Below are 24,044 nucleotides of genomic sequence, written 5' to 3' on the forward strand. Positions count from 1 at the left end.
CGCCGGGACGCCGGGACGCCGGGACGCCGGGACGCCGGGACGCCGGGACGCCCCGACAGGCGAGTCCTCTCCAGGAACACCCAAACTCGCTGGACTCGGCATACCCCTCCTGGCACCCTCACCCCGTGGGCCACGTCAACCTCGACCAGATCTCGTTCGTGCTGCCGGACGGGCGGCCGCTGCTGGACGAGGTCAGCTTCCGCGTCGGCGAGGGGGCGGTCGTCGCGCTCGTCGGCCCCAACGGCACCGGCAAGACGACCCTCCTGCGCATCGTCGCCGGGGACCTGGACCCGCACGGCGGCACCGTGAGCCGCTCCGGCGGCCTCGGCGTGATGCGGCAGTTCGTCGGCTCGGTCCGTGACGACTCCACCGTCCGCGACCTGCTCGTCTCCGTCGCGCCCGAGCGCATCGCCACCGCCGCGCGCGCCCTCGACGCCGCCGAGCTGGCGATGATGGAGGTCGACGACGAGCCGGCGCAGATGGCCTACGCCCAGGCGCTCGCCGACTGGGGCGACGTCGGCGGCTACGAGCAGGAGACCCGCTGGGACGAGGTCACCACCGCCGCGCTCGGTATGCCGTTCGACCGCGCCCAGTGGCGCGCCGTCGCCACCCTCTCCGGCGGCGAGCAGAAGCGGGTGGTCCTCGAGGCGCTGCTGCGCGGCCCCGAGGAGGTGCTCCTGCTCGACGAGCCGGACAACTATCTCGACGTGCCCGGCAAGCGCTGGCTCGAGGAGCAGCTGCGCGCCACGGTCAAGACCGTCCTGCTCGTCAGCCACGACCGCGAGCTCCTGAGCAACGCCGCCACCCGCGTCGTCACCCTCGAGCCGGGGGCGGCGGGCGCGAGCGCCTGGACCCACCCGGGCAGCTTCGCCACCTGGCACGAGGCCCGCGAGGAGCGCAACGCCCGCCTCGACGAGATGCTCAAGCGCTGGGAGGACGAGCACGCCAAGCTGCGCAAGCTCATGCTCATGTACAAGCAGAAGGCCGCCTACAACTCCGACATGGCGGCCCGCTACCAGGCGGCCCAGACCCGGTTGCGCCGCTTCGAGGAGGCCGGCCCGCCGGAGAAGGTCGCCCGCGAGCAGCAGGTCACGATGCGTCTCACGGGCGGCCGGACGGCCAAGCGGGCCGTGATCTGCGAGCGTCTCGAGCTGCTCCCGCCGGAGGAGGGCGACCCGCTCATGCGGCCCTTCGACCTCGAGGTCTGGTATGGCGAGCGCGTCGCCGTGCTCGGGTCCAACGGGTCGGGCAAGTCGCACTTCCTGCGCCTGCTGGCCGCAGGGGGCTCCGACCCGGACGTCGAGCACCAGCCGGTGGGCGACGCGCGACCGCCGGCGGTGCGGCATACCGGAGCGGCTCGACTGGGGTCGCGGGTGCGACCGGGGTGGTTCGCGCAGACCCACGAGGGCCACGGCTTCTCCGGCCGCACGCTGCTGGAGATCCTGCACCGCGGTGACGAGCACCGGCGCGGTCGCACGCGCGACGAGGCGTCCCGGGTGCTGGACCGTTACGAGCTGGCCCGGCAGGCGGAGCAGACCTTCGACACGCTCTCGGGCGGGCAGCAGGCGCGCTTCCAGATCCTCATGCTCGAGCTCTCGGGGGCGACGCTGCTCCTGCTCGACGAGCCGACCGACAACCTCGACCTCGACTCGGCGGAGGCGCTGGAGGAGGGGCTGCGGCGCTTCGAGGGCACGGTGGTCGCCGTCACCCACGACCGGTGGTTCGCCCGCGGCTTCGACAGGTTCCTGGTGTTCGGCGCGGACGGGGAGGTCTACGAGCCGGACGAGCCGGTCTGGGACGAGGAGCGGGTGCGGCGCCGTCGGTGAGCGGCGTGTCGTGAGCACCCCGGCCGCTGGCTAGGCTGGCGTCATGGCTGAGACTGCGACGACGCACCCCCTCCTCGAGACCCACCGCGAGACCCTGGAGGCTGCGACCACCGCGCTGCGTGAGCGCAGCTACTACAGCCGCTACCCCGAGTCGCCCAGCCCGCGCGTCTACGGCGAGGGTTCTTCCGAGCGCGGCCAGGCGGCCCACGAGGCCACGCTCAACAGCGACTTCGCGGCGCTCGCGGACCAGCCCTCCACCGGCCGCACGGTCGGCTCGGAGGTCAGCCCCTACGGTCCGCGGCTCGGCGTGCGCTACCCCGAGCTCGACGTGGCCGCCGCGGTCGCCGCCGCCCAGGCCGCACTCCCGGCCTGGCGCGACGCCGGCGCCGAGGTGCGCGCTGCCGTCTGCACCGAGATCGTCGAGCAGATCAACGCCCGCTCCCACGAGATGGCGCACGCGGTCATGCACACCAGCGGCCAGCCGTTCGTCATGTCCTTCCAGGCCGGCGGCCCGCACGCCCAGGACCGCGCGCTCGAGGCGATCACCGCGGCGCTGGAGGAGCAGCGGCGCATCCCGGCCTCGGTCACCTGGGAGAAGCCGGCCAAGGGCGAGCCCGTCCGGATGCAGAAGGACTACCGCGTGGTCCCGCGCGGCCTCGCGCTCGTCATCGGCTGCAACACCTTCCCCACCTGGAACGCCTACCCGGGCATCTTCGCCAGCCTCGCCACCGGCAACCCGGTCATCGTCAAGCCCCACCCGCGCGCCGTGCTGCCGCTGGCCCTGACCGTCTCGATCGCCCGGGACGTGCTCGCGGAGGCCGGCTTCGACCGGGCGCTGGTCCAGCTCGCGGCGGAGGACGACGGCGGCACCCTCGCCAAGGACCTCGCCCTCGACCCGGCCGTGAAGATCATCGACTACACCGGCGGTCCCGGCTTCGGCCACTGGCTGGAGACCGAGGGCGCCGCCGCCGGCAAGCTCGTCTACACCGAGAAGGCCGGCCTCAACAGCGTCGTCGTCGACTCCACCGACGACCTCAGGGGGATGCTCGGCAACCTGGCCTTCTCCTTCTCCCTCTACTCCGGCCAGATGTGCACCGCCCCGCAGAACGTCTACGTCCCGCAGGAGGGCGTGGAGACGGACGAGGGCCACCTGTCCGCCGACGAGTTCGCGGGCCGGCTCGCGGACGCGATCACCCGCTTCACCGCCGACGACGCGCGCGCGGTGGAGATCCTCGGCGCCACGGTCAACGACGACGTCCGCGGCCGCGCGACGGACGTCCCCGGCCTGGCCTCCCGCCTCGGGGGCGAGGTCGTGCTCGACTCGCGCGCCGTGTCGCACGCCGTCTACCCGGACGCCGTCGTCCGCACCCCCGCCCTCGTGGCGGTCGACGCGGAGAACACCGACGCCTACACCCAGGAGTGCTTCGGGCCGGTCGCCTTCGTCGTGCGCACCGACGACACCGCGGAGTCGCTGAGGGTCTTCGCGCAGACCGTCCGGGAGCACGGCGGCATGACCGCCGCGGTCTACTCCACCGACGAGGACGTCCTCGAGGCCGCCCGCGACGCGGCGGCCGAGGCCGGCGTCGCGCTCTCGGAGAACCTCACCGGACCGGTCTTCGTCAACCAGACCGCCGCGTTCTCCGACCTGCACGGCACCGGCGCCAACCCGGCCGCCAACGCCGCCTACGCCGACGCGGCCTTCGTGGCCAACCGGTTCCGCGTCATCACCAGCCGCCGGCACGTCTGAGGTCGGGCGGAGGTCCGGTATGCCGTCGCGCTCGCCGGGCGGGCCCGGCACCGTCGAGGTGGTGCCGGGTGTCGTCGCGCTCACCGGCCTGGCCGGACTCCCGCCGGAGGAGGCCGAGGCGGTCGCCCGCGTCACGGCCCTCGTGGAGGAGGCCTTTGTCGCTGGTCACCACCGCGTGGAGGCCGAGGTGGAGCCCGACGACCGGCGGCTGCGACGGGTCCTCCAGCGCAGCGGGCTGCGACCGGAGGGCGTCAGCCGGGGGCGCGGCCCGCGGGAGACGGGCGATGGGGGTGGCGGTGGGGGCGGCGCGGCATACCGGGACCTGCTGCGCCTGGCCAGGCTCGTCGACGACCCCGAGCCGGGGACGCCGGCGGCGTTCCTGGCCATGCTCGACGCGACGCTGCCGCTGAAGCGGGTCATCGTCCAGGGCCTGGTCCACGACGGCGTCGGACGGCTGCTGCTCTGCGAGCTGACCTACAAGAAGGAGTGGGACCTCGTCGGCGGCGTCGCCGAGCCCGCCGAGTCCCCGGTCGAGTCGCTGGCGCGCGAGGTGCGGGAGGAGCTGGGTGTCGAGCTGCCGGTCGGCGACCTGATCGGCGTCGACTGGCTGCCGCCCTACCGGCAGTGGCGCGACGCCCTCCTGCTGGTCTTCGACCTCGGCGTGCACCCGGACCTGGCCGAGCGCGCCGTGCTGCAGCGCTCCGAGCTCGCGGACCTGCGGTGGTGCACGGTCGAGGAGGCGGAGGGCCGGGTCGCGCCCTACGTCCACCGGCTGCTCGCCTCCCTCCGCGAGGCGCACGAGACGGCACCTGGGCACGTTCTCTTCCTCGAGGACGGGCTGCCCCGCGCCGCTCGCTGACCGGAACGCGGCTCGGAGATCGCGGCGTCGTGCGCTAGGTTGCCCCCGTGGCAAAGCACGCCGCCCCCTCCACCGTGGGATGGGGCCAGAGGATCCTCATGGGGCTCGTCGCCCTGCTCGTCGTCGTCGCCGGCTACGGCGCCTACACCCTGCTCGCCGGAGACGCGCCCGACGACGGCGCTCCCGGCACGGCCGCCGGCCAGGACGACCAACCCGCCCCCAGCTCCGACGACGGCGCCAAGGCTGAGGGCGACGTCGCCTGCGGCCGCGTGACCGTCTGGTCCGCGCCCGAGCTGCTGCCGGCCGTGTCGGCCGCCGCCGAGCGGGCCCACGACGACTGCTTCACCTACTCGGTGGTGACCCGCGGCACCGCCGTCGCGCAGGCGGCGGTGGAGCGCGGGGAGCTGCCCGATGCCTGGATCCCGAGCTCGTCGGCCTGGCCGACGCTCGCCGCCACCGGCGGCGCGGAGGTGACGGTCGGGGAGGTGCTCGCCTCCTCGCCGGTCATGCTCGCCAGCACCCCGGAGACCGTGCAGGCCATGGCAGGCCTGGGCATCGACGCCGGGTCGACGTGGCCCGAGGTGCTCGAGATCTACCAGGAGCTGCTGGCCTCCGGCGACGCGCCGGTCGACCTGCGGGTGGGTGACCCGCGCGTGGACGCCGCCTCGTTGGCGCTGGTGAACACCGTGTCCGGCGCCGTCGGCGGCGTGGACGACCCCGAGAGCCCCGTGCGTGACCTCCTCGTCGTGCTCGCGCAGAACGCCGTCCAGGGCGACGTCGCCTCCGCGGTGCGCTCGGTCCCGAGCACGCTGGTGCCCCTCACCGAGCAGCAGCTGGCCGACGCCGCCGAGAAGGGGCTGGCGCTGCAGGGTATGCCGCTGGAGTCCGGCGCGGTGCAGGTGCCCTTCGTCCGGGGCCGCGAGGCGGTGTCCTCCGACGCGGTGGACGCGCTCGAGCAGCAGCTGCTCTCCGAGGCCGGGCGGGCCGACCTGGCCGCCCTCGGCCTGCGTCCCGGTGCTGACGGCGCGGCCCCCGGCGTGACCGGCGTCCCGGAGAACCTCACCACCGCCGGCGCCGAGGTCGACCCGGCCGAGATCGCCGCCGTCGCCGAGACGTGGTCGGTCATCGCCCCGGAGTCGCGGATCCTCACCCTCATCGACATCTCCGGGTCGATGGAGGCCGAGATCGGCCGGTCGACCCGCATCGACCTCACGCGTGAGGCCGCCCAGACCGCGCTGTCCGTCATCCCCGGCCAGACCGAGATCGGGCTGTGGTACTTCTCGACCGCCCTGGACCGCAGCAAGGACTACCGCGCGGTGGTGCCCCTGCGGCCGCTCGACGAGGAGATCCGCGGCGTCACCCAGCGCGACCTGCTGATGACCGAGACCGCCAGCCTCGGTCTCGACATCCTCGAGGGCGACACGGGTCTGCACGACTCCCTCTGGGCCGGCTACAAGTACATGCGCGACAACGCCGAGCCCGGCTCGATCAGCTCGGTGCTGCTGCTCACCGACGGGATCAACGACGACTCCACCGGGGGCCTGTCCGCCGACGAGGTCGTCGACCTCCTCGAGAAGGCGCGGGACACCGAGGCCGGCGCCCCGGTGACGGTCGTGCTCATCGGTGTCGGGCCGGACGTGGACGAGGGCGCCCTCCAGCGGCTCGCCGAGGCCGCGGGTGGCGAGGCGATGGTCATCCGTGACCCCCGCGAGCTGCCGCAGGTCTTCGTCGACGTCGTCGCCAGCCGCGCCCAGTAGCGTGCGGTAGCGGGCAGGAGCGGGAGCGGCGCGCGCACGGCATACCCTTGACCTCCGTGAGCACGCACATCGCCGCCGAGCCCGGCCAGATCGCCCCCCGAGTCCTCCTCCCCGGAGACCCCCTGCGCGCCCGGTGGATCGCCGAGAACTTCCTCGAGGGTGCGCAGTGCTACTCCGAGGTGCGCGGCATGCTCGGCTTCACCGGCACCTACCGCGGCGAGCGCGTCTCCGTGCAGGGGACGGGTATGGGGCAGCCGTCCGCCTCGATCTACTGCAACGAGCTGATCCGCGAGTATGACGTGCAGCAGCTCGTGCGGGTGGGCTCCTGCGGCGCGCTGAGCGAGCGCCTGGCGGTGCGCGACGTGGTCATCGCCCAGGCCGCCGCGACCGACAGCTCGATGAACACCATCCGCTTCCAGGGCTACCACTACCCGGCGGTCGCCGACTTCGGGCTGCTGCGCAGCGCCGTCGAGGCCGCCGAGCAGGCGGGTGCCCGGCACCTGGTCGGCACCGTCTTCAGCTCGGACAGCTTCTACCACGCCCGCCCCGAGCTGACCCAGAAGGTCGTGGAGTACGGCGTCGTCGCGGTCGAGATGGAGGCCGCGGAGATCTACACGCTGGCCGCGCTGCACGGGCGGCAGGCGCTCGGCGTCATGACGGTCTCCGACCACATCCTCACCGGCGAGGAGACCACCGCCCAGGAGCGGGAGCAGACCTTCGGCGACATGGTCACGGTCGCGCTCGAGGCGATGCTGGCCACGCCCCTGCCCACCGCCTGAGGCCCCGACCTGGCAGGATCCGGGCATGAGCATCGTGACCCGGCGCGTCCGGACCGCCCGCCTCGACACCTTCGTCCGTGAGGCGGGCGACCCCGCCAGCCCGGTCCTGCTCCTCGTGCACGGCAACGTCAGCTCCTCGGTGTTCTTCGAGGAGCTGATGGAGGACCTGTCGGCTGACTTCCGCCTCGTCGCGCCCGACTACCGCGGCTACGGCGACTCCGAGCGCGCGACGATCGACGCGACGCGGGGGATGGCCGACTTCTCCGACGACCTCGCGGCGCTGCTGGACGCGCTCGGCGTGGAGGGGCCGGTCGACGTCCTCGGCTGGTCCGCCGGCGGCAACATCGCGCTCCAGCTGGCCATCGACCATCCCGACCGGGTCCGGCGCCTGGTGCTGGAGGCGCCGGGCAGCCCCTACGGCTTCGGCGGCACCACCGGCGAGGACGGGCGACCCGTCGCGGACGACTTCGCCGGCTCCGGCGGCGGCACCGCCAACCCGGAGTTCTGCCGGGCGCTCGCCGAGGGCGACCGGGGCGACGGCCCGACCAGCCCGCGGTTCACCCTGCGCACCTTCTACGTGCGGCCCGGCTTCACCTTCCCGGCCGAGGTGGAGGAGAAGTATGTCGACGGCATGCTCGCGATGAAGGTCGGCGACGACGTCTACCCCGGCGACCTCACGTCGTCGCCGAACTGGCCGGGGGTGGCCCCCGGCACGACGGGCACCAACAACGCGCTCTCGCCGAAGTATCTCGACCAGTCCGGCTTCGCCGACCTCGACCCGGTGCCGCCCGTGCTGTGGATCCGCGGCGCGGACGACCAGATCGTCTCCGACACCTCGATGTTCGACCTGGCTCAGCTCGGCCGGCTCGGGGTCGTGCCCGGCTACCCCGGGGAGGACGTCTGCCCGACCCAGCCGATGGTCTCCCAGATGCGGGCCGTGCTGACCGCGGCCGGCGGTGAGGTGACCGAGACCGTCTACGAGGAGTGCGGCCACAGCCCGCACCTGGAGCACCCCGAGCGCTTCGCCGCCGACGTGCGCGCCTTCCTGCGCTGACCGGATGACGCTGCAGCCGACCACGTCGCGACCGACGCCGCCGCCTCCCACGCCGGCCCTGGCGCGCGCCTGCCTCCCGCCGGGCCGCACCGCCGAGCAGCTGCTGGCCGTCGCCCTCCGCAGCCGCCACGACGCGGCGCTCGGGGCGCTCGCGGACGCGGCCGCCGTGGGGCGCGGCCCGGCCCAGCTGGTCCCGCGCCTGGGCGAGGGTCTGGCGCTGCCCGCCCGCGCCTTGGTCCCCGGCGGCACGCTGCCGTTCACCGTCGCCCTCGCGACCGCGTGGGCGGGGGCGGCGCGCTCCGCGGAGGAGCTGGTCGCTGCCGTCGAGGTCTACCGCCAGGTGCTGCAGGCCCACGGCCCCCGCGGGCTGCGACGGCTCGAGCAGCGGCACTACCTGCAGGCCGCCTTCCTGGCCGGACGCCACGACCTCGTGCGCGCGGGGCTGTCCTCCCTCGACGGGGTGAGCGCCGACGTGACCGCGGGGCTGCGCGCGGACCTGGCCGACCCCCATCTCGACGCGGCTCTCCCGGTCACCGACCGGCAGCCCGCGGAGCACGACGCGTGGGTGGGGCTGTTCGGTGCCCGCTTCCGCGCGCGGGGGCTGGCCGGGCCGCTCGTCGACCCGACGGAGGAGACCCCCTTCGACGGGCTGCAGCTGCCGCCCGGCCGCTCGGTGGACGGCCCGCTCGTCACCGTGGTCATGCCGGCCTGGCGCCCGGGCCGCGGCCTGGTCACCTCGGTGCGCTCGGTGCTGGCCCAGACCCACGGCCACCTCGAGGTCCTGCTGGTCGACGACGCGTCGGGCCCGGACTTCGACCCCGTCTTCGAGGAGTGCGCGGCGCTCGACGCGCGGGTGCGCCTGATCCGTCAGCCGGTCAACGGCGGGTCCTACCTCGCTCGCAACACCGCGCTCGGCCACGCTCGCGGATCCCTCGTCACCACCCAGGACGCCGACGACTGGTCGCACCCGGAGCGGATCGCCGAGCAGGTGGCGCTGCTCGCCGAGCACCCCGAGGCGGCCGCGAGCCGCAGCGTCGCGATCCGCTGCCGCCCCGACCTGACCCGCCAGTGGTTCGGCTACCGCCCCGAGCGGATGAACGCCAGCTCGCTCCTCGTCCGCCGCGAGGTCCTCGACCGGACCGGTCCCTTCGACAGCATCCGCAAGGGCGCGGACTCCGAGCTCCACGAGCGGCTGCGCCTCGTCGGCGGTGTGGTGGACGTCGTCAAGCCCCTGGCGGTGACGCGCCTCGCGGGCGGCTCGCTGTCCCGCGCCGACTTCAGCTGGGGCTGGCACCACCCCGACCGGGTCCTCTTCCGCAGCTCCTTCCGCGACTGGCACCGGCGCCTGGCCGAGGGTGAGGACAGCCTGCCGCTGCTCCGGGAGGGCCGTCGCCCGTATGCCGTGCCGCGCTCGTTCGTCCGCGCCCTGCCGGGTGCGGACGAGGCGCCGCGCACGGCATACCCGCTGGTGCTGCTCGCCGACGCGGCCGACCCGCTGCCGGCCGCCGCCGGCGTGACCCTGGAGGCGCTGGCCACCGGGCAGGAACGCCTCGCGGTGCTCGCGCGGGAGGACCTCACGCGGGCGCGGGCCGAGCAGGCCGACCACGCCGCCGAGCTGCTGCGCGCCGCCCGGGAGTCCCGCGTCGACCTGCTCACCGACCCCGACGACGTGCGGGCCGCCACCCTGCTCGTGCTCGAGCCGGGGCTGCTCGCGCTCCCGGCCCGGCCGCTGCCGGCCCTGCGCGCGGACCGGGTCGTGGTGGCCGCCGTGCCGCCCGGTCCGGGGGAGCCGCCGCGCGATCTCGAGGCCGCCGGTGACACCGCCCGGGAGCTGTCGGGGCGGGCGCCGCTGTGGGTCGCGCGGACGCGGGCCGAGCAGGAGGCCTGGCGCTCGGACGGCTGGGAGCTGCCGCTCCTGGCGGACCTGCTCGCCGTGGTCTCCTAGCCGCGCGGCGCCACGCGCAGCAGCACGTCAGCGCCGTCGCCGTTGGACGTCGTCACCCACAGCACGCCGTCGTCGTCGAGCGTCAGCGAGCGCAGCCGACCGTAGCGGCCCTCCAGCTCGGCCACCCTGGCCTCGTCGACCACCCGGGTGCCGTCGAGGGTCAGCACCGTCACCCCGCTGCCCTTGAGCTCGGCCACCGCCAGCGCGCCGTCCCAGGCGCCCCAGGCGGGACCGTCGAGGAAGACCGCCCCGCTCGTGGCGCGGGTCGGCGCACCGCTGGACCACGCCGCCTCCACCGCGTCGGGGAACGCGTCGAGGTCGGTCATCGGCACCGACTCGTCGTAGCCGGGCTCGGGGTCCCACCCGTAGTTGGCCCCCGGCCGGAGCAGGTTGACCTCGTCGTCGACGTCCGGCCCGTGCTCGACCGCCCACACCTCCTCGGTCCCGGGCCGCAGCGCCAGGCCCTGCACGTTGCGGTGGCCGTACGTCAGGATCCGCGGGTCCGCGCCGGCCACGTGCCCGCCCGGTCGCGCAGGCGTGCCGTCCGGGCGCACGGCGAGCACCTTGCCGCCGAGCGAGCCCAGGTCCTGGGGGTTGCCGCCCTGGGCGGCGTCCCCGGTGCCGACGAGGAGGGTGCCGTCGTCGAGGAGGAGCAGCCGGCACCCGCTGTGCCGCCCCGAGCTGAGGGGTACGCCGTCGACCACCACCCTCTCCACCCGTGCCCTCGTCGCCGCCTCGTCGAGCCGGACCGCCACGACGCGCACGTCCGGCGGCTGGTCTGCGGGCCGGGCGGCGTGGCAGGCGTAGACGGTGCCGTCCTGCTCGAAGGCCGGCGACACCGCGAGCCCCATGAGCCCGGCCTCGCTGCCCACGAAGAGGTCAGGCAGGTCCAGGTCCACCTCCCGTACCCTGCCGCGCGCGTCGGGGTCGTCTCCGTCAGGGGGACCGACCGCGAGCAGGCGGCCGCCTCGCTCACCCACCAGCGCGGTGCCGTCCGGCAGCAGCTGCACGTCCCACGGAAGGGACAGGCCCTCGGCGACGACCTCGACGGCGAGGGCCGGGACGTCCTCCGACGGGGGCGTGGTGGGAGGCGCGGTCGTTGGCGGCGCGTCGGTGGAGGCGTCAGCCGGGGCGCTGCGGCTGGCATCGCCGCCCGCATCCCCCGCAGCCCCGCTGCTCGTGCGCACCGGCGACCCGCTGCTCGGGTCGTCCGGAAGGCCAGCCTGGCTGCAGGCCCCGAGCGCCACCGCCGCGGCGATCAGGGCGGTGACCGCGGTGGGACGCAGCGGTGACGAGCGCCTCATACCTGCCACTGTAGGGCGGCCGGCTCGCACGGGCCCCGACGACGCCGAGGCCCGCCCCCCACTGACTGCGGGAAACCGTTCTTCGCGCGGGTAGCAACCCGCTGCAAGAGCAGCTTCCCGCGTCAAGATGAGCGTCCGCTGCGGGAGCGCCCCTCCCGCTTCCGGTGCGGACTGCGCGGCGTTCGGTCGGGGAGCCCGGCAGCACTTACGATCAGCGGATGGTGGTGGACGGTGCGGTTCTCCGCCGGTGGACGACGACGCTGCTCGTCGTCACCGGCGCCCTGGCGGCGATCTCGTTGCTGCTGCAGCTCACGCTGGCCGAGACGCGCTGGGACGACCTCGCCACCTATCTCGACGTCAGCTCCGAGCACGGCCTCGCGGCCTGGTGGAACGCCGGCCTGCTGGCGCTCGTCGGCGCGGCCGCGCTGGTCAGCGCGGGTCTGACCGGCAGCCGCGGCCGCCGCTGGGGGTGGGCGGTGGTGGGTGCGGTCGCCCTCCTGATGAGCCTCGACGAGGCCACCCGGCTGCACGAGCGCACGGCCCACCTCGTGACCAGCAACCCGCTGCCGACCTTCACCTGGCTGATGGTGGGGATCCCCCTGGCGGCCGGTCTCGTGGGCGTGCTGACGCTGGCCACCCGCACGCTGTCGCCGCAGATGCGCCGCTGGCTCGGCCTCGCGCTCGCGGTCTACCTGCTGGGGGCGCTCGGCATGGAGGCGTTGAGCGGCTACTTCTGGCGGCAGGGTGCCGTCGGGACCTTCGAGGTGGTGAGCACCCTCGAGGAGGCCCTCGAGATGGTCGCCTGCGTGTATGCCGTCCACGTCATCGTGAGGTCGTGGCTGCCGCTGCGGGTTCAGGTGCGCGCGCCCGCGGCGACCACCCGACCGCCCGCGCCGCCGGCCCCGGGACCCATCTCCACGACGGTGTCCGCGGTCGACAGCGCCACGGGGTCGTGCTCGGCCAGCACGACCGTGTGACCCGCGTCGACGAGCGCGTGCAGCTGCCGCAGCAGCCGGTGCACGTCGGCCGGGTGCAGCCCGCTCGTCGGCTCGTCCATGACGTAGAGCGTCGGCGCCCGCCGCTCCTTCTGCAGCTCGGTCGCCAGCTTGATCCGCTGCGCCTCACCGCCTGACAGCTCGGTGGCCGGCTGGCCCAGCGTGAGATATCCCAGCCCCAGCGACTCCAGCGCGGCGAGGGCCCGCCGCGGTGCCGGGAGCTCCGCGAGGACCTCCCGCGCCTGGGACACGGTGAGCCGCAGCAGGTCGGCGACCGTCCGGGCCACCCCGTCCGCGCCGGTCCAGCGCACCTCCAGCGTCTCGGGCGCGAAGCGGTCGCCGTGGCAGTCAGGGCACACCGAGTAGGTGCCGGGCAGGAACAGCAGCTCGACCGAGACGGCGCCCTCGCCCTGACAGGTGGGACACCTCCCGGCGGCGGTGTTGAAGCTGAACCGGCCCGCGCCGAACCGGCGCGCACGGGCCTCGGGCGTGGCGGCATACACGGTGCGGACCTGGTCCCAGAGGCCCGTGTAGGTCGCGAGCGTCGAGCGCGGCGAGCGCCCGATCGGCTTCTGCGTGATCCGCACCACCCTGTTCGGTATGCCGTGCCCGCTCGCCTCCGCCCGCGCCGTGCCCACCGGGGCCGTCTCGTCGTCGCCGTCGGCGTCGTCCTCCACCTCCGGCTCGTCCTCGACGGCGGCCAGGCGCTCGCCGACGACGTCGTGGACCGCGTCGAGCAGGCTGGTCTTGCCGGACCCGGACACGCCGGTGACGACGGTGAGCGCGCCGAGGGGCAGGTCGAGGTCGACGTCACGGACCGTGTGCCGGGTCAGCCCGCGCAGCGAGAGGACACCGGTCCCCTCGCGGGGGGAAGCCGACCGCACCTCGTCGACGTGGACGGGCCGGTGGAGGTAGCCCGCAGTGACGGAGTCCTGCGCGGAGGCCAGGCCGTCGAGGTCGCCCGACCACAGCACCCGACCGCCCTCGGAGCCGGCGCCCGGGCCGACGTCGACCACCCAGTCGCAGCCGGCCACGACCGCCATGTCGTGCTCGACGACCACCACGGTGTTGCCCGCGGCGACCAGCCCACGGAGCAGCCGCAGCAGCCGCTCGGTGTCCCGGGGGTGCAGCCCGGCCGACGGCTCGTCGAGCACGTAGACCACGCCGAACAGCCCGGAGCGGAGGGCGGTCGCCAGGCGCAGCCGCTGCAGCTCACCGGAGGAGACGCTCGTCGACGGGCGGCCCAGGGCCAGGTGCCCCAGGCCCAGGTCGGCCATGAGGGAGAGCCGGCCGACGAGGTCCTCCAGCAGGACGCGCTCGGCCTCGGCGCGGGCGTTCGGCCCGCCCGCGTCCTCCGTGGTGGTCAGTGCGGTCAGCGCGGTCAGCCGGGGCCGCATCCGGGTGAGCAGGTCGTCGACGGCCAGGGCCGAGGCCTCGTCGATCGCGAGCCCGTCCCAGGTGACCGCCAGCGCGTCCCGGCCCAGACGCCGGCCGCCGCAGACCTCGCAGGGGTGCGTCTCGACATACCTGAGGGCGCGACGGCGCTGGGTGGCCGACCGCGTCTCGGCGAGGGTGCGCAGGACGTAGCGGGAGGCGGAGGAGAAGGTGCCCTGGTAGGGGCGGTGGATGCGCTCGGGGTCGCGCGTGGGGACGACGGTGACGACGGGCTGCTCCTCGGTGAAGAGGATCCACTCGCGCGTGGCCGCGGGCAGCTCGCGCCAGGGCAGGTCGACGTCGTGGCCCAGCGTGGCGACGATGTCGCGGTAGTTCTTGCCGAGCCACGCCCCGGGCCACGCGGCGACCGCGCCCTCGGCGATCGAGAGCGTGTCGTCCGGCACCATCGAGGCCTCGGTCGGCACGTGCCGCACGCCGAGACCGCCGCACGCGGGGCACGCGCCCACCGCGGTGTTGGGGGAGAAGTGGTCCGAGTCCAGCGGCGTGGCCCCCGGCGGGTAGTCGCCGCACCGGGACCAGAGCATCCGCAGGGTGCTGCCGGCCGTCGTGACGGTGCCGACGGACGAGCGTGACGACAGACCTCCGCCGCGCCCCTGCTCCAGGGCGACGGTCGGCGGGAGCCCGGTGACGTCGCGGACCCGGGGGTCGACGGCGGCGTGGATGAGGCGGCGCGCGAAGGGGGCCACCGAGTCGAGGTAGCGGCGCTGGGCCTCCCCGTGGATCGTGCCGAACGCCAGGCTCGACTTCCCCGAGCCCGAGACGCCGGTCACGGCCACGAGCGCGTCCCGGGGCAGGTCGACGTCGACGTCGCGCAGGTTGTGCAGCCGGGCACCGCGGACGCGGATCATCGGGTCGGTCACCGGTCGAGGTTAGCGGGGCGAGGTGGGCGGGGCGGGGGACTGTGCCGTGCGTCACAGACGGAATAGTTGAATCGTCAATCGTCATTGTCCGTGTCATGAAGATCGGAGTCATCGTCAGCAGCACCCGTCCCCAGCGCATCGGCCCCAAGGTCGCCGAGTGGGTCGTCAGCAACGCCCCCGAGGGGGTGGAGGCCGAGCTCGTGGACCTCGCCGAGGTCGACCTGCCCTTCCTCGCCGACCCGGAGCCGCCGGCCAAGGGCGCCTACTCCGAGCCCACGACGATCGCCTGGGCCGAGACGGTGAGCAGCTACGACGCGCTGATCATGACGGTGCCGGAGTACAACGCCAGCTTCCCGGCCACGCTCAAGAACGCCATCGACACCCTCTACGCCGAGTGGCGGGACAAGCCGATCGGCACCGTGAGCTACGGCTGGGGCGGCGGCGCGCGCTCCGCCGGCCAGCTCGTCGCCGTGCTCGAGCACCTCAAGGCCGCGCCGGTCGAGGGCCCGAAGCTGACCTTCACCGAGCACCTCACCCCCGAGGGCCAGATCCTCGAGGCCGCCGACGAGGCTGAGCTGGAGGCGCTCTACGCCGAGCTCGGCGCCAAGGTCCCCGCCACCGTCTGAGACCGGTCACCGCACGGCATACCCTCACGGGGTGACCGCGACCGCCACGCCCCTCGTCCTGCTCCACGCGCCCGGCCAGGCGCCGATGGCCTGGGAGGACGTGGTCGTGCCGCTCTACGGGAGCCGGCGGCTGCTCACTCCGTGGGTGCCCGGGCTCAAGCCGACCGACCGTCGGCCGCTGCCGCTGCCCGACGCCGCCGCTGCGCTGGACCAGCAGCTCATGCTCGAGGGGCTGCAGGCTGTCGACGTATGCGGTGTCGGGCTGGGCGCGATGGTGGCCGCGCAGCTGGCGGCCGACCACCCGGACCGCGTGCGGAGGCTGGTCCTCGTGGGCGGCCAGGTGCGACCGTCGCGCACGGCCCTTCGGCTGCAGGCCGGCATGGTCCGGCTGATGCCGCAGTCCCGGCTGGCCGACTCGGGCGTCAGCAAGGACCGGCTCCTCGAGGCGCTCGCCGCCGCCCGTGACCTCGACCTGTCGGCCGCGCTGCCCCGGGTGGTCGCGCCCACGCTGGTGGTCGTGGGCGCCCGGGACCGCGCCGGTCAGCTGGGCGCGCGGGCGCTCGAGCAGGCGATCGCCGGCGCCCGGCTGCGCGTGGTCGAGGGAGCCGGCCCCATGGTCAACGAGGACGCGCCCGCGGCGCTCGTGCAGGTCCTGCGCGACTTCCTCGACTGACCGACCGGACAGGCGTTCCTGCCGCACCGGACAGGCGTTCCTGCCGGACCGGACAGGCGTTCCTGACCGACCGGACAGGCGTTCCTGACCGACCGGACAGGCGTTCCTGCCGGGCCGGACAGGCTCAGCGGCCGGGGAGCCCGCTGCGGTCGAGCCGCCGGAGCAGGCCCAGCTGGGCCCGCCGCTCGCGCGCGAAGGCCCGGTGGGCCGAGCCCCGCGCGGCTCCGTCCAGCAGCCGCTTCGCCGAGGCGAGAGCACCCCGGTCATGCGCCACGAGCTGGCTGACGAGCTCGTCCGTGACCCCGTGCGCCGCCGCCAGGTCACCAGCGACGCGCGTCACCAGCCCCAGGCGGTGCGCCTCGGTCCCGTCGACCGTCCGGGCCGTCAGCGTCAGGTCCTTGGCGACGTCCAGGCCCACCACCTCGGTCAGCGTCCGGGTGCCGCTCATGTCCGGGACCAGGCCCCACCGCGCCTCTCGCACCGACCACTGGGCGTCCGCGGTCGACACCCGAAGGTCGGCCCCGAGGGCCAGCTGCAGTCCGGCACCCAGGCAGTGGCCGTGCACGACCGCGATCACCGGCACCGGGAGCCGCCGCCACGCCCAGCCGACCTCCTGGAAGGTGTTGGTCGACGGCCAGGGCCACGGCCGCGGCACGAACCGGGTCGCGATGCCGCGCGGATCGCCGAGCGCCGCGCGCAGGTCGAGCCCGGCGCAGAAGGCGTCGCCCTCGCCCGACAGCACCACCACACGCACCGAACGGTCCCGCCTGACCAGCCGCGCCGCGGAGACCAGCTCGTCGATCATCGCCAGCGTGAGGGCGTTGAGCTTGTCGGGACGGCTCAACCGCACCCGCGCCACCCCCGCGACGACGGAGGTGGTCACGGTCGGGGCGGAGGTGAGCGACGTCATACCGCGTAGGGTCGCACGGCGAGGAAGCGGGCGTACTCTGGACGATCGTGACTTCTGCACGACCGCGTGCCGCGGGCTCGGCGGCACCGCTGGTGCTCGGGGCCCTGGGTGTCGTCTTCGGCGACATCGGCACCAGCCCCCTGTATGCCGTCCAGACCGTCTTCGCCCTCGACGACGGCCTGGTCCGCCCGACCGTCGACAACGTCTACGGCGTGATCTCGATGCTGTTCTGGTCCGTCTGCCTGATCGTGGCCGTCAAGTACCTCAACTTCATCCTCCGCGCCGACAACGAGGGTGAGGGCGGCGTCATGGCGCTCGCCCACCTGACCGCCCGGAGCGTCCGCGCCGGCGGTCGGCGCCACCGGATCGTGCTCATCCTGGGCGTCTTCGGCGGGTCGCTGTTCTTCGGCGACAGCCTGATCACCCCCGCGATCTCGGTCCTGTCCGCCGTCGAGGGCCTGGAGGTCGCGGCGCCGGGCACGAGCGAGGCCGTGGTGCCGATCGCGGCGACCATCATCGCGGCGCTCTTCGCGGTGCAGCGGTTCGGGACCCATCACGTCGGGCGCTTCTTCGGGCCGGTGATGGTGCTGTGGTTCGTGACGCTCGCCACCCTCGGAGTGACCCACATCGTGCAGGAGCCCGCGGTGCTCACGGCGCTCTCGCCGCACCACGGGGCGCTGTTCGTGTGGCAGCACCCGCTGGTGGCCTTCGTCGCGATGGGGGCCATCGTCCTCGCGATCACCGGGGCCGAGGCCATCTATGCCGACATGGGCCACTTCGGGCGGATCCCGATCATGTGGGCCTGGTTCGCGCTGGTCTTCCCCAGCCTCACCCTGAACTACCTGGGCCAGGCGCAGCTCATCCTGCGCGACAGCCACGAGATCGCCAACCCCTTCTTCCACCTCGCCCCCACCTGGGCGCAGCTGCCGCTGGTGATCCTGGCGACGATGGCCACGATCATCGCCAGCCAGGCCGTGATCTCCGGCGCCTACTCGGTCGCTCGCCAGGCCGAGCGCCTGGGCTTCCTGCCGCGGCTCACGGTGCGCCAGACGAGCGAGGAGGAGGGCGGCCAGATCTACATCCCGAGCGTCAACTGGCTGCTCTTCGCCGGCGTCATGCTGCTCCTGCTGACCTTCCGCGCGTCCGAGCGTCTGGCCACGGCCTACGGCGTCGCGGTCACCACCGACCTGCTGCTCACCACCACCCTCTTCTGCGTGTATGCCTTCACTGCCCTCCGGTGGAGGGCGTGGCAGGTGGCGCTGTTCGGGCTGGTCTTCGGGTCGGTGGAGCTCGCGTTCTTCAGCGCCAACATCGCCAAGGTGCTGCACGGCGGCTGGCTCCCGCTCGTCGTCGCGCTGGGGGTTGCCACGGTCATGACCACGTGGGCGCGCGGGCGCGACCTGGTCACGGCGCGTCGGCACAAGCTCGAAGGGCCGCTCTCGGAGTTCCTGGACATGGTGCACAACGACGCCAAGATCCTGCGGGTCCCGGGCACCGCGATATTCCTCCACCCCAACAAGGCCACCACGCCGCTCGCGCTGCGGGAGAACGTGCAGTTCAACCACGTCATCCACGACGAGGTGTTCATCGTCACGACGGAGAGCGTCAACGTGCCGCACGTGTCCGCTGCGGAGCGGGTCGTCGTGGACGACCTCGGCGACCCGTACGACCACGTCACCCACGTCACGCTGCGCTACGGCTTCTCCGACACCCAGGACGTGCCCGCCGGGCTGGCCGTGGCGCGCGACGAGGGTCTGGGCATCGACCTCTCCGGCGCGACGTACTTCCTGTCCCGGATCACCATCCACCGCAGCGAACGTCCGGGCATGGGCCAGCTGCGCAAGAAGCTCTTCGCGATGCTCGCCCGCAACGCGGCTGACCCGACGCAGTACTTCCGCCTGCCCATCGGCCGTACGGTGATCACCGGCGCTCGCGTCAACTTCTGAACCGGTCGTGAGTAGCCCTGAGTGTGCCGTCTCAGCCGGCGAGGCGAGTCGTGAGGGCTGCTGCTCGGATCTTGGCGTGGATGCGTTCCGGCCGGAAGAGGTCTGCCCACTCGATGCGGGCGACGCCGTAGCCGAGAGCGCGGATCTGGTCCTCGCGGCGCTTCTCTGACACCAGGGCCAGCTTGCCGTCCGATCCCTCGTACTTGCAGGCTCCGTCCATCTCGACGACCACCCCGAGCGTGGGGAGGTAGAAATCGACGCGACAGGTCCACCCGTCCAGGTCGATCGGGTGCTGCTCGACGAAGGGCAGTCGCAGGGACAGGAGAGCGAGCCGCAGCAGCGACTCCGCCGGTGACTCGGCCAGGGAGGAGGCGACCTGCACCACATGTCGGGCCCGACCCACGCCGGGCACGTGGGCCAGTCGCATCAGCCACTCGGTGAGCTCGTCACGGGTGGTGAGCCCCTGGTGGAGGGCAGCGTCCGCCGCCATGACCCCCGACCGTGCCCCGGCGAGCAGGGCTGTGCCGAGGACCGCCAGCGCGGGGATGACCGCCGCGATCGACCCGACCTCGCCGAACGCGTCGGGATCAGGAGAACGATGGAGGGTGAACGTCGACCGGCGCCTCGTGTTGGCTCGGGACCGGGTGTGGGACACATGGAGGACGGAGAGCGCCTCACGGAGCACCGGTAGACCGTGAAGGACTGCCGCGCTGTGGTGGCTCGCGGCGACGGAGCCGCCCTTGCCCAGCACCAGGGCTGAGACCCGCAGCTTGTGGGCCTCCTCGGGGGTTGCCTCGGCCAGGAGGGCAGCCTCGAGGTAGACGCCGTTGGCGACGCTCACGAGAGCGCCCCGCGCGACCATCGTCCGGAGGTCGTTGTGGCTCAGTCCGAGCCGTAGGGCGGCCTTGGTCGAGAGCACGCCCTGGTAGCTGTCGAGGTGGCTGCGTACGCGCGGGTCCATGCCCGTCAGTGTGTGGTCCACCCGCGTTCCGCGCGGTCGTGCTGCGGCCACCCTGTGGACAAGCGCGGACTCGCGACCTCTTTTGCTCCTGTGGGTCGGATGCATCCGACGCACATCAGAGAAGCCGGTCGCGAGTCGCGATCCGGACGTGGGGGCCTGTCGGGCGGGGAGGGTATGTTCACGCGGGTGAGCAGCGCACGGCATACCGCAGACAGCCACGACCTCATCCGCGTCCAGGGGGCTCGGGAGAACAACCTCAAGGACGTGAGCGTGGAGCTGCCCAAGCGGCGGCTGACCGCCTTCACCGGGGTGTCGGGGTCCGGCAAGAGCTCGCTGGTCTTCGCCACCATCGCCGCCGAGTCGCAGCGGATGATCAACGAGACCTACTCGACGTTCGTGCAGGGCTTCATGCCGACGCTGGCCCGGCCGGACGTCGACCACCTCGAGGGTCTGACGACCGCGATCATCGTCGACCAGGAGCGGATGGGCGCCAACATCCGCTCCACCGTGGGGACGGCGACCGACGTCAACGCGATGTTGCGGATCCTCTTCAGCCGGCTCGGCGAGCCGCACATCGGCGGCGCCAAGGCGTTCTCGTTCAACGTCGCCTCGATCTCCGGCGCGGGCGCGGTGACCGTGACCAAGCACGGGGAGGAGGTCAAGGAGCGCCGGGAGTTCAGCATCCAGGGCGGCATGTGCCCGCGCTGCGAGGGCACCGGCAACGTCACCGACTTCGACTACACCGCCATCTACGACGAGGAGAAGTCGCTGCGCGAGGGCGCGCTCACGATCCCCGGCTACAGCATGGAGGGCTGGTACGGCCGCATCTTCATGGGCAGCGGCTTCTTCGACCCGGACAAGCCCATCAAGCGCTACACGAAGAAGGAGCGCGCCGACCTGCTCTTCAAGGAGCCGACCAAGATCAAGGTCGACGGGATCAACATCACCTACGAGGGCGTCATACCCCGCATCCAGAAGTCGATGCTGTCCAAGGACCGCGAGGCGATGCAGCCGCACATCCGCGCCTTCGTCGACCGCGCGGTGACCTTCGCGCCCTGCCCGGACTGCGACGGCACCCGGCTGAACGAGGCCGCCCGCTCCTCGAAGATCCGTGGCATCTCCATCGCCGACGCCTGCCGGATGCAGATCAGCGACCTGGCCCAGTGGGTCGCAGGGCTCGACGAGCCCTCGGTGGCGCCCCTGCTGCAGGGCCTGCGGGAGACCCTGGACTCGTTCGTGGAGATCGGGCTGGGCTACCTCTCGCTCGACCGGCCGGCGGGCACGCTGTCCGGCGGCGAGGCGCAGCGCACCAAGATGATCCGGCACCTCGGGTCGTCGCTGACCGACGTCACCTACGTCTTCGACGAGCCCTCGATCGGGCTGCACCCGCACGACATACAGCGCATGAACACCCTGCTGCAGCGGCTGCGCGACAAGGGCAACACGGTCCTCGTCGTCGAGCACAAGCCGGAGATGATCGCGGTGGCCGACCACGTCGTGGACCTCGGCCCCGGCGCCGGAACGGGTGGGGGCGAGGTGGTCTACGAGGGGACGGTCGAGGGGCTGCGCTCCAGCGGCACCCTCACCGGGCGCCACCTCGACGACCGCGCCCGCCTCAAGGAGGAGGTGCGCACGCCCACGGGCGCGCTTGAGATCCGCGGCGCGTCCGCCAACAACCTGCGCGACGTGGACGTCGACGTGCCCACAGGCGTGCTCGTCGCGGTGACCGGGGTCGCTGGCAGCGGCAAGAGCTCGCTCATCCACGGCTCGCTGGCGCGGACCGACGGCGTGGTCGTCATCGACCAGGCCGCGATCAAGGGGTCGCGCCGCTCCAACCCGGCGACCTACACCGGCCTCCTCGAGCCGATCCGCAAGGCCTTCGCCAAGGCCAACGGCGTCAAGCCGGCGCTGTTCAGCCCCAACTCCGAGGGCGCCTGCCCGACCTGCAACGGCGCAGGCGTGGTCTACCTCGACCTGGCGATGATGGCCGGCGTCGCCACCACCTGCGACGAGTGCGAGGGCCGCCGCTTCCAGGCCTCGGTGCTGGAGTACACCTTCGGCGGCAAGGACATCGCCGAGGTCCTGGCCATGCCGGTCGCCGAGGCGGAGGACTTCTTCGCCGAGGGCGAGGCCCGCATCCCCGCGGCGCACAAGATCCTGGTTCGGCTCGAGGACGTCGGGCTCGGCTACGTCACCCTCGGCCAGCCGCTGACGACCCTCTCCGGCGGCGAGCGGCAGCGGCTCAAGCTGGCGGCGCAGATGGGTGAGAAGGGCGAGGTCTACATCCTCGACGAGCCGACCACCGGCCTGCACCTCGCCGACGTCGAGAACCTGCTCGGCCTGCTCGACCGCCTGGTCGACGGCGGCCGGTCCGTCGTCGTCATCGAGCACCACCAGGCCGTCATGGCCCATGCCGACTGGATCATCGACCTCGGCCCCGGGGCCGGCCATGACGGCGGCCGTGTCGTCTTCGAGGGCACCCCCGCCGAGCTGGTGGCGTCGCGCTCCACCCTGACCGGCCAGCACCTCGCGGAGTATGTCGCCGCCGCGCCGGTCGCGCAGGCCTGACCGGTCTCAGCCGGCGGAGGAGACCAGGGTGGCCGAGCCCAACCGCGAGCCGTCCTCGGCGAGACAGGTGATCGTGTAGGTCCCGGTCGAGGTGTCGAACTCGCCCTGACCCACGAAGGGCTCGGCGTCCTCGCGCCCCGGGCCGGTGACCTCCACCGACCCCGGCCCCACGACCGCGATCCCGTGCGTGCCGTTCTCCACCGTGGCGAGGTTGAGCCGGCAGCCGTCCACGACCACTTCGATGGGCGCGACGGAAGGATCGACGGGAAGGTCACCCAGGCATCCGGAGAGGAGGACCGCGGCGCCGACGGCCACCAGGCCCAGCCCTGCCCCGCGGACGCGTCGTCGCAGGTCAGCCATGTTCGGTCCCTCTCTCGTAGGTCCTGGACGAAACCTACTCCTGCGCGAGGTGCTTGTGGGCGCCTGCGCGACCGCGGGATAGCGTCCCGGTATGCAGCTCGCCGGCACCGTGACCCCGTCCTCCACCCTCATCGTGGTAGCCCTCGAGCAGGAGGCGCGTCACTTCGTGGTCGAGCACCCGGTGCTGGTCACGGGCGTGGGCAAGGTCCGTGCGGCTGTCGCGGTGGCGCGCCTTCTGGCGTCCGGGCCCGCACCCGCCCAGATCGTCAACGTCGGCACCGCCGGGGGTCTGCGCGGGGGCGTCGAGGGCACCCACGAGATCTGCCGGGTCGTCCAGCACGACTTCGACCACGAGGGTGTGCTCGCGGTGACCGGCCGCAGCGACGGCCCTCCGGTCGACCTGCCCGTCCGTGCGGAGCCGGGCCTCGTGCTGGCCACGGGCGACAGGTTCGTCGCCGGGGGCGAGGAGCGGGCGCGGGTCGCCCGGGTCGCTGACCTTGTCGACATGGAGGGGTATGCCGTGGCCGCGGCCGCTCGCGCGGCCGGGGTGCCGGTGCGGCTGGTGAAGCACGTGTCGGACACCGCCGACGAGGAGGCGGCCAGGACCTGGGTAGAGGGCGTCGACGCGTGCGCGCGGCTCCTGGCGGAGTGGGTGCACGAGCACCTGCCGGCCGACCGAGACCAGAAGAGGTAGGGCAGCAGGTGCCGGGTCAGCCGGCGTCGCGCTCCACGATCTCCTTGATCACGGCGAGCGTGCTGGGGATGCTGGCATGGGCCGACTCCGTGCGGCGCGCCAGCACCGCGGCGGCCTCGTCGCCGTACTTGTCGGCATACATCCCGTGGAGTGCCGGCAGCACCTCCCACGCGTGGGTGAGCACCGTGCCGGACCCGTCCTCGGCGGGTCGCATCAGGTAGCTCCACCGCACGTAGCTCTGACCGACCTCCCAGGTGAACTCCTCACCCGGTCGCGCGGCCACCACCGTCGACGTGGTCGTCCACTCGCGAGTGCCGTCGTCGTTGTGCCCGAGGAAGCGGGCGCCCTCGCCGGTCCGGGCGGGGTCCTCCCATTCCGCACGACGGCACACCGGGGACCACTCTCCGGTCCGCGTGACGTCACTGACCACGGCATACACCGCCGCAGGGGGAGCGTCTACGACGATGCTGTCGCTGAACGTGAGCTCGTCGCTGGCAACCATGGCCATCACTCTAGGCAGCTGTAGGTTCTTGCTCGACCTGGCGGGGGAGGGGCTCATGACCTGCGAACCGACGTATCGGCAAGACGCCACAGGTCCCGCTAACTCGTCGGATGACAGGCCCAGGTGGAACAGGACGACACGCGTCAACGTTGAGTCTGGTGAACTCAACTTCAGTGAGCCCCAACTTGACAACGTCGGGGTCCGGGCACAGGGTTGAGTGCAG

At 73.4% G+C, this 24,044-nt stretch carries 18 protein-coding genes and 1 pseudogene; 13 read left to right on the forward strand and 6 right to left on the reverse strand.

The genetic code is table 11. The features are described from left to right. The first annotated feature begins 125 nt into the window (after positions 1–125). From IEV65_RS00065 to IEV65_RS00095, 7 genes are read left to right on the forward strand one after another with little or no spacing between them, the layout of a single operon-like run. Entirely contained in the window at positions 126–1,826 is a 1,701-nt protein-coding gene (locus IEV65_RS00065; RefSeq protein ID WP_188427602.1) for an ABC-F family ATP-binding cassette domain-containing protein, read from the forward strand. Between the two features lie 43 nt (positions 1,827–1,869). Continuing rightward, a complete protein-coding gene (gene paaN / locus IEV65_RS00070; protein ID WP_188427603.1) occupies positions 1,870–3,573 on the forward strand; it encodes a phenylacetic acid degradation protein PaaN in 1,704 nt (567 codons plus the stop codon). A 19-nt stretch (positions 3,574–3,592) separates the two neighbouring features. Beyond that, a complete protein-coding gene (locus IEV65_RS15490; protein ID WP_229734745.1) occupies positions 3,593–4,432 on the forward strand; it encodes an NUDIX hydrolase in 840 nt (279 codons plus the stop codon). Between the two features lie 47 nt (positions 4,433–4,479). After that, entirely contained in the window at positions 4,480–6,189 is a 1,710-nt protein-coding gene (locus IEV65_RS00080; protein ID WP_188427604.1) for a substrate-binding domain-containing protein, read from the forward strand. A gap of 56 nt (positions 6,190–6,245) precedes the next feature. Further along, the gene (deoD, locus tag IEV65_RS00085; RefSeq protein ID WP_188427605.1) at positions 6,246–6,968 is read left to right on the forward strand and encodes a purine-nucleoside phosphorylase; all 723 of its coding nucleotides are present in this window, start codon (positions 6,246–6,248) and stop codon (positions 6,966–6,968) included. 25 nt (positions 6,969–6,993) lie between these two features. Next, positions 6,994–8,022 carry an alpha/beta fold hydrolase gene (locus tag IEV65_RS00090; protein WP_188427606.1) on the forward strand — a complete coding sequence of 343 codons (1,029 nt, stop codon included), beginning with the start codon at positions 6,994–6,996 and terminating at the stop codon, positions 8,020–8,022. A gap of 4 nt (positions 8,023–8,026) precedes the next feature. Next, on the forward strand, positions 8,027–9,967 hold the full coding sequence (locus tag IEV65_RS00095; RefSeq protein ID WP_188427607.1) for a glycosyltransferase family A protein: 1,941 nt from the start codon (positions 8,027–8,029) through the stop codon (positions 9,965–9,967). Here the strand turns inward: IEV65_RS00095 and IEV65_RS00100 are convergent. Then, positions 9,964–11,271: a PQQ-dependent sugar dehydrogenase gene (locus tag IEV65_RS00100; RefSeq protein ID WP_188427608.1), complete on the reverse strand. Its 1,308-nt coding sequence runs from the start codon at positions 11,269–11,271 to the stop codon at positions 9,964–9,966. The genes IEV65_RS00095 and IEV65_RS00100 overlap by 4 nt on opposite strands. Before the next feature lie 218 nt (positions 11,272–11,489). Here IEV65_RS00100 and IEV65_RS15985 point away from each other — a divergent pair. Beyond that, a pseudogene (locus IEV65_RS15985) lies at positions 11,490–12,086 on the forward strand (DUF8692 domain-containing protein); the annotation flags it as partial. Between the two features lie 38 nt (positions 12,087–12,124). Here IEV65_RS15985 and IEV65_RS15865 read toward each other — a convergent pair. Continuing rightward, entirely contained in the window at positions 12,125–14,569 is a 2,445-nt protein-coding gene (locus IEV65_RS15865; protein ID WP_188429305.1) for an AAA family ATPase, read from the reverse strand. A 107-nt stretch (positions 14,570–14,676) separates the two neighbouring features. Between IEV65_RS15865 and IEV65_RS00110 the strand changes: the two genes are divergently transcribed. Then, positions 14,677–15,207, forward strand: coding sequence for an NADPH-dependent FMN reductase (locus IEV65_RS00110; RefSeq protein WP_188427609.1), 531 nt, complete (start codon positions 14,677–14,679; stop codon positions 15,205–15,207). Positions 15,208–15,238: 31 nt separating this feature from the next. After that, positions 15,239–15,880, forward strand: a complete 642-nt coding sequence (locus IEV65_RS00115) for an alpha/beta fold hydrolase (protein ID WP_188427610.1) — start codon at positions 15,239–15,241, stop codon at positions 15,878–15,880. Between the two features lie 124 nt (positions 15,881–16,004). On the opposite strand, the gene IEV65_RS00120 is transcribed toward IEV65_RS00115, so the two are convergent. Beyond that, positions 16,005–16,790 (reverse strand): crotonase/enoyl-CoA hydratase family protein, encoded by a 786-nt coding sequence (locus IEV65_RS00120; RefSeq protein ID WP_188427611.1) that lies wholly within the window; start codon positions 16,788–16,790, stop codon positions 16,005–16,007. 47 nt (positions 16,791–16,837) lie between these two features. Between IEV65_RS00120 and IEV65_RS00125 the strand changes: the two genes are divergently transcribed. Continuing rightward, positions 16,838–18,736 carry a potassium transporter Kup gene (locus IEV65_RS00125; RefSeq protein WP_229734747.1) on the forward strand — a complete coding sequence of 633 codons (1,899 nt, stop codon included), beginning with the start codon at positions 16,838–16,840 and terminating at the stop codon, positions 18,734–18,736. Positions 18,737–18,767: 31 nt separating this feature from the next. Here the strand turns inward: IEV65_RS00125 and IEV65_RS00130 are convergent, their stop codons facing one another. Beyond that, complete coding sequence (locus IEV65_RS00130) at positions 18,768–19,697, reverse strand: type IV toxin-antitoxin system AbiEi family antitoxin domain-containing protein (protein ID WP_188427612.1); 930 nt, start codon at positions 19,695–19,697, stop codon at positions 18,768–18,770. 186 nt (positions 19,698–19,883) lie between these two features. Here IEV65_RS00130 and IEV65_RS00135 point away from each other — a divergent pair, with 186 nt between their 5' ends. After that, positions 19,884–22,265 (forward strand): ATP-binding cassette domain-containing protein, encoded by a 2,382-nt coding sequence (locus IEV65_RS00135; protein ID WP_229734748.1) that lies wholly within the window; start codon positions 19,884–19,886, stop codon positions 22,263–22,265. A 6-nt stretch (positions 22,266–22,271) separates the two neighbouring features. On the opposite strand, the gene IEV65_RS00140 is transcribed toward IEV65_RS00135, so the two are convergent. Continuing rightward, positions 22,272–22,625 (reverse strand): hypothetical protein, encoded by a 354-nt coding sequence (locus IEV65_RS00140; RefSeq protein ID WP_188427614.1) that lies wholly within the window; start codon positions 22,623–22,625, stop codon positions 22,272–22,274. Positions 22,626–22,716: 91 nt separating this feature from the next. Here IEV65_RS00140 and IEV65_RS00145 point away from each other — a divergent pair, with 91 nt between their 5' ends. Further along, entirely contained in the window at positions 22,717–23,319 is a 603-nt protein-coding gene (locus IEV65_RS00145; RefSeq protein ID WP_188427615.1) for a nucleosidase, read from the forward strand. Between the two features lie 16 nt (positions 23,320–23,335). Here IEV65_RS00145 and IEV65_RS00150 read toward each other — a convergent pair whose 3' ends face one another. Beyond that, positions 23,336–23,821 carry an SRPBCC family protein gene (locus IEV65_RS00150; protein WP_188427616.1) on the reverse strand — a complete coding sequence of 162 codons (486 nt, stop codon included), beginning with the start codon at positions 23,819–23,821 and terminating at the stop codon, positions 23,336–23,338. Positions 23,822–24,044 lie beyond the last annotated feature (223 nt).

Source organism: Ornithinimicrobium tianjinense, assembly GCF_014636495.1.
In the GTDB taxonomy this organism is placed as follows: Bacteria; Actinomycetota; Actinomycetes; order Actinomycetales; family Dermatophilaceae; genus Ornithinicoccus; species Ornithinicoccus tianjinensis.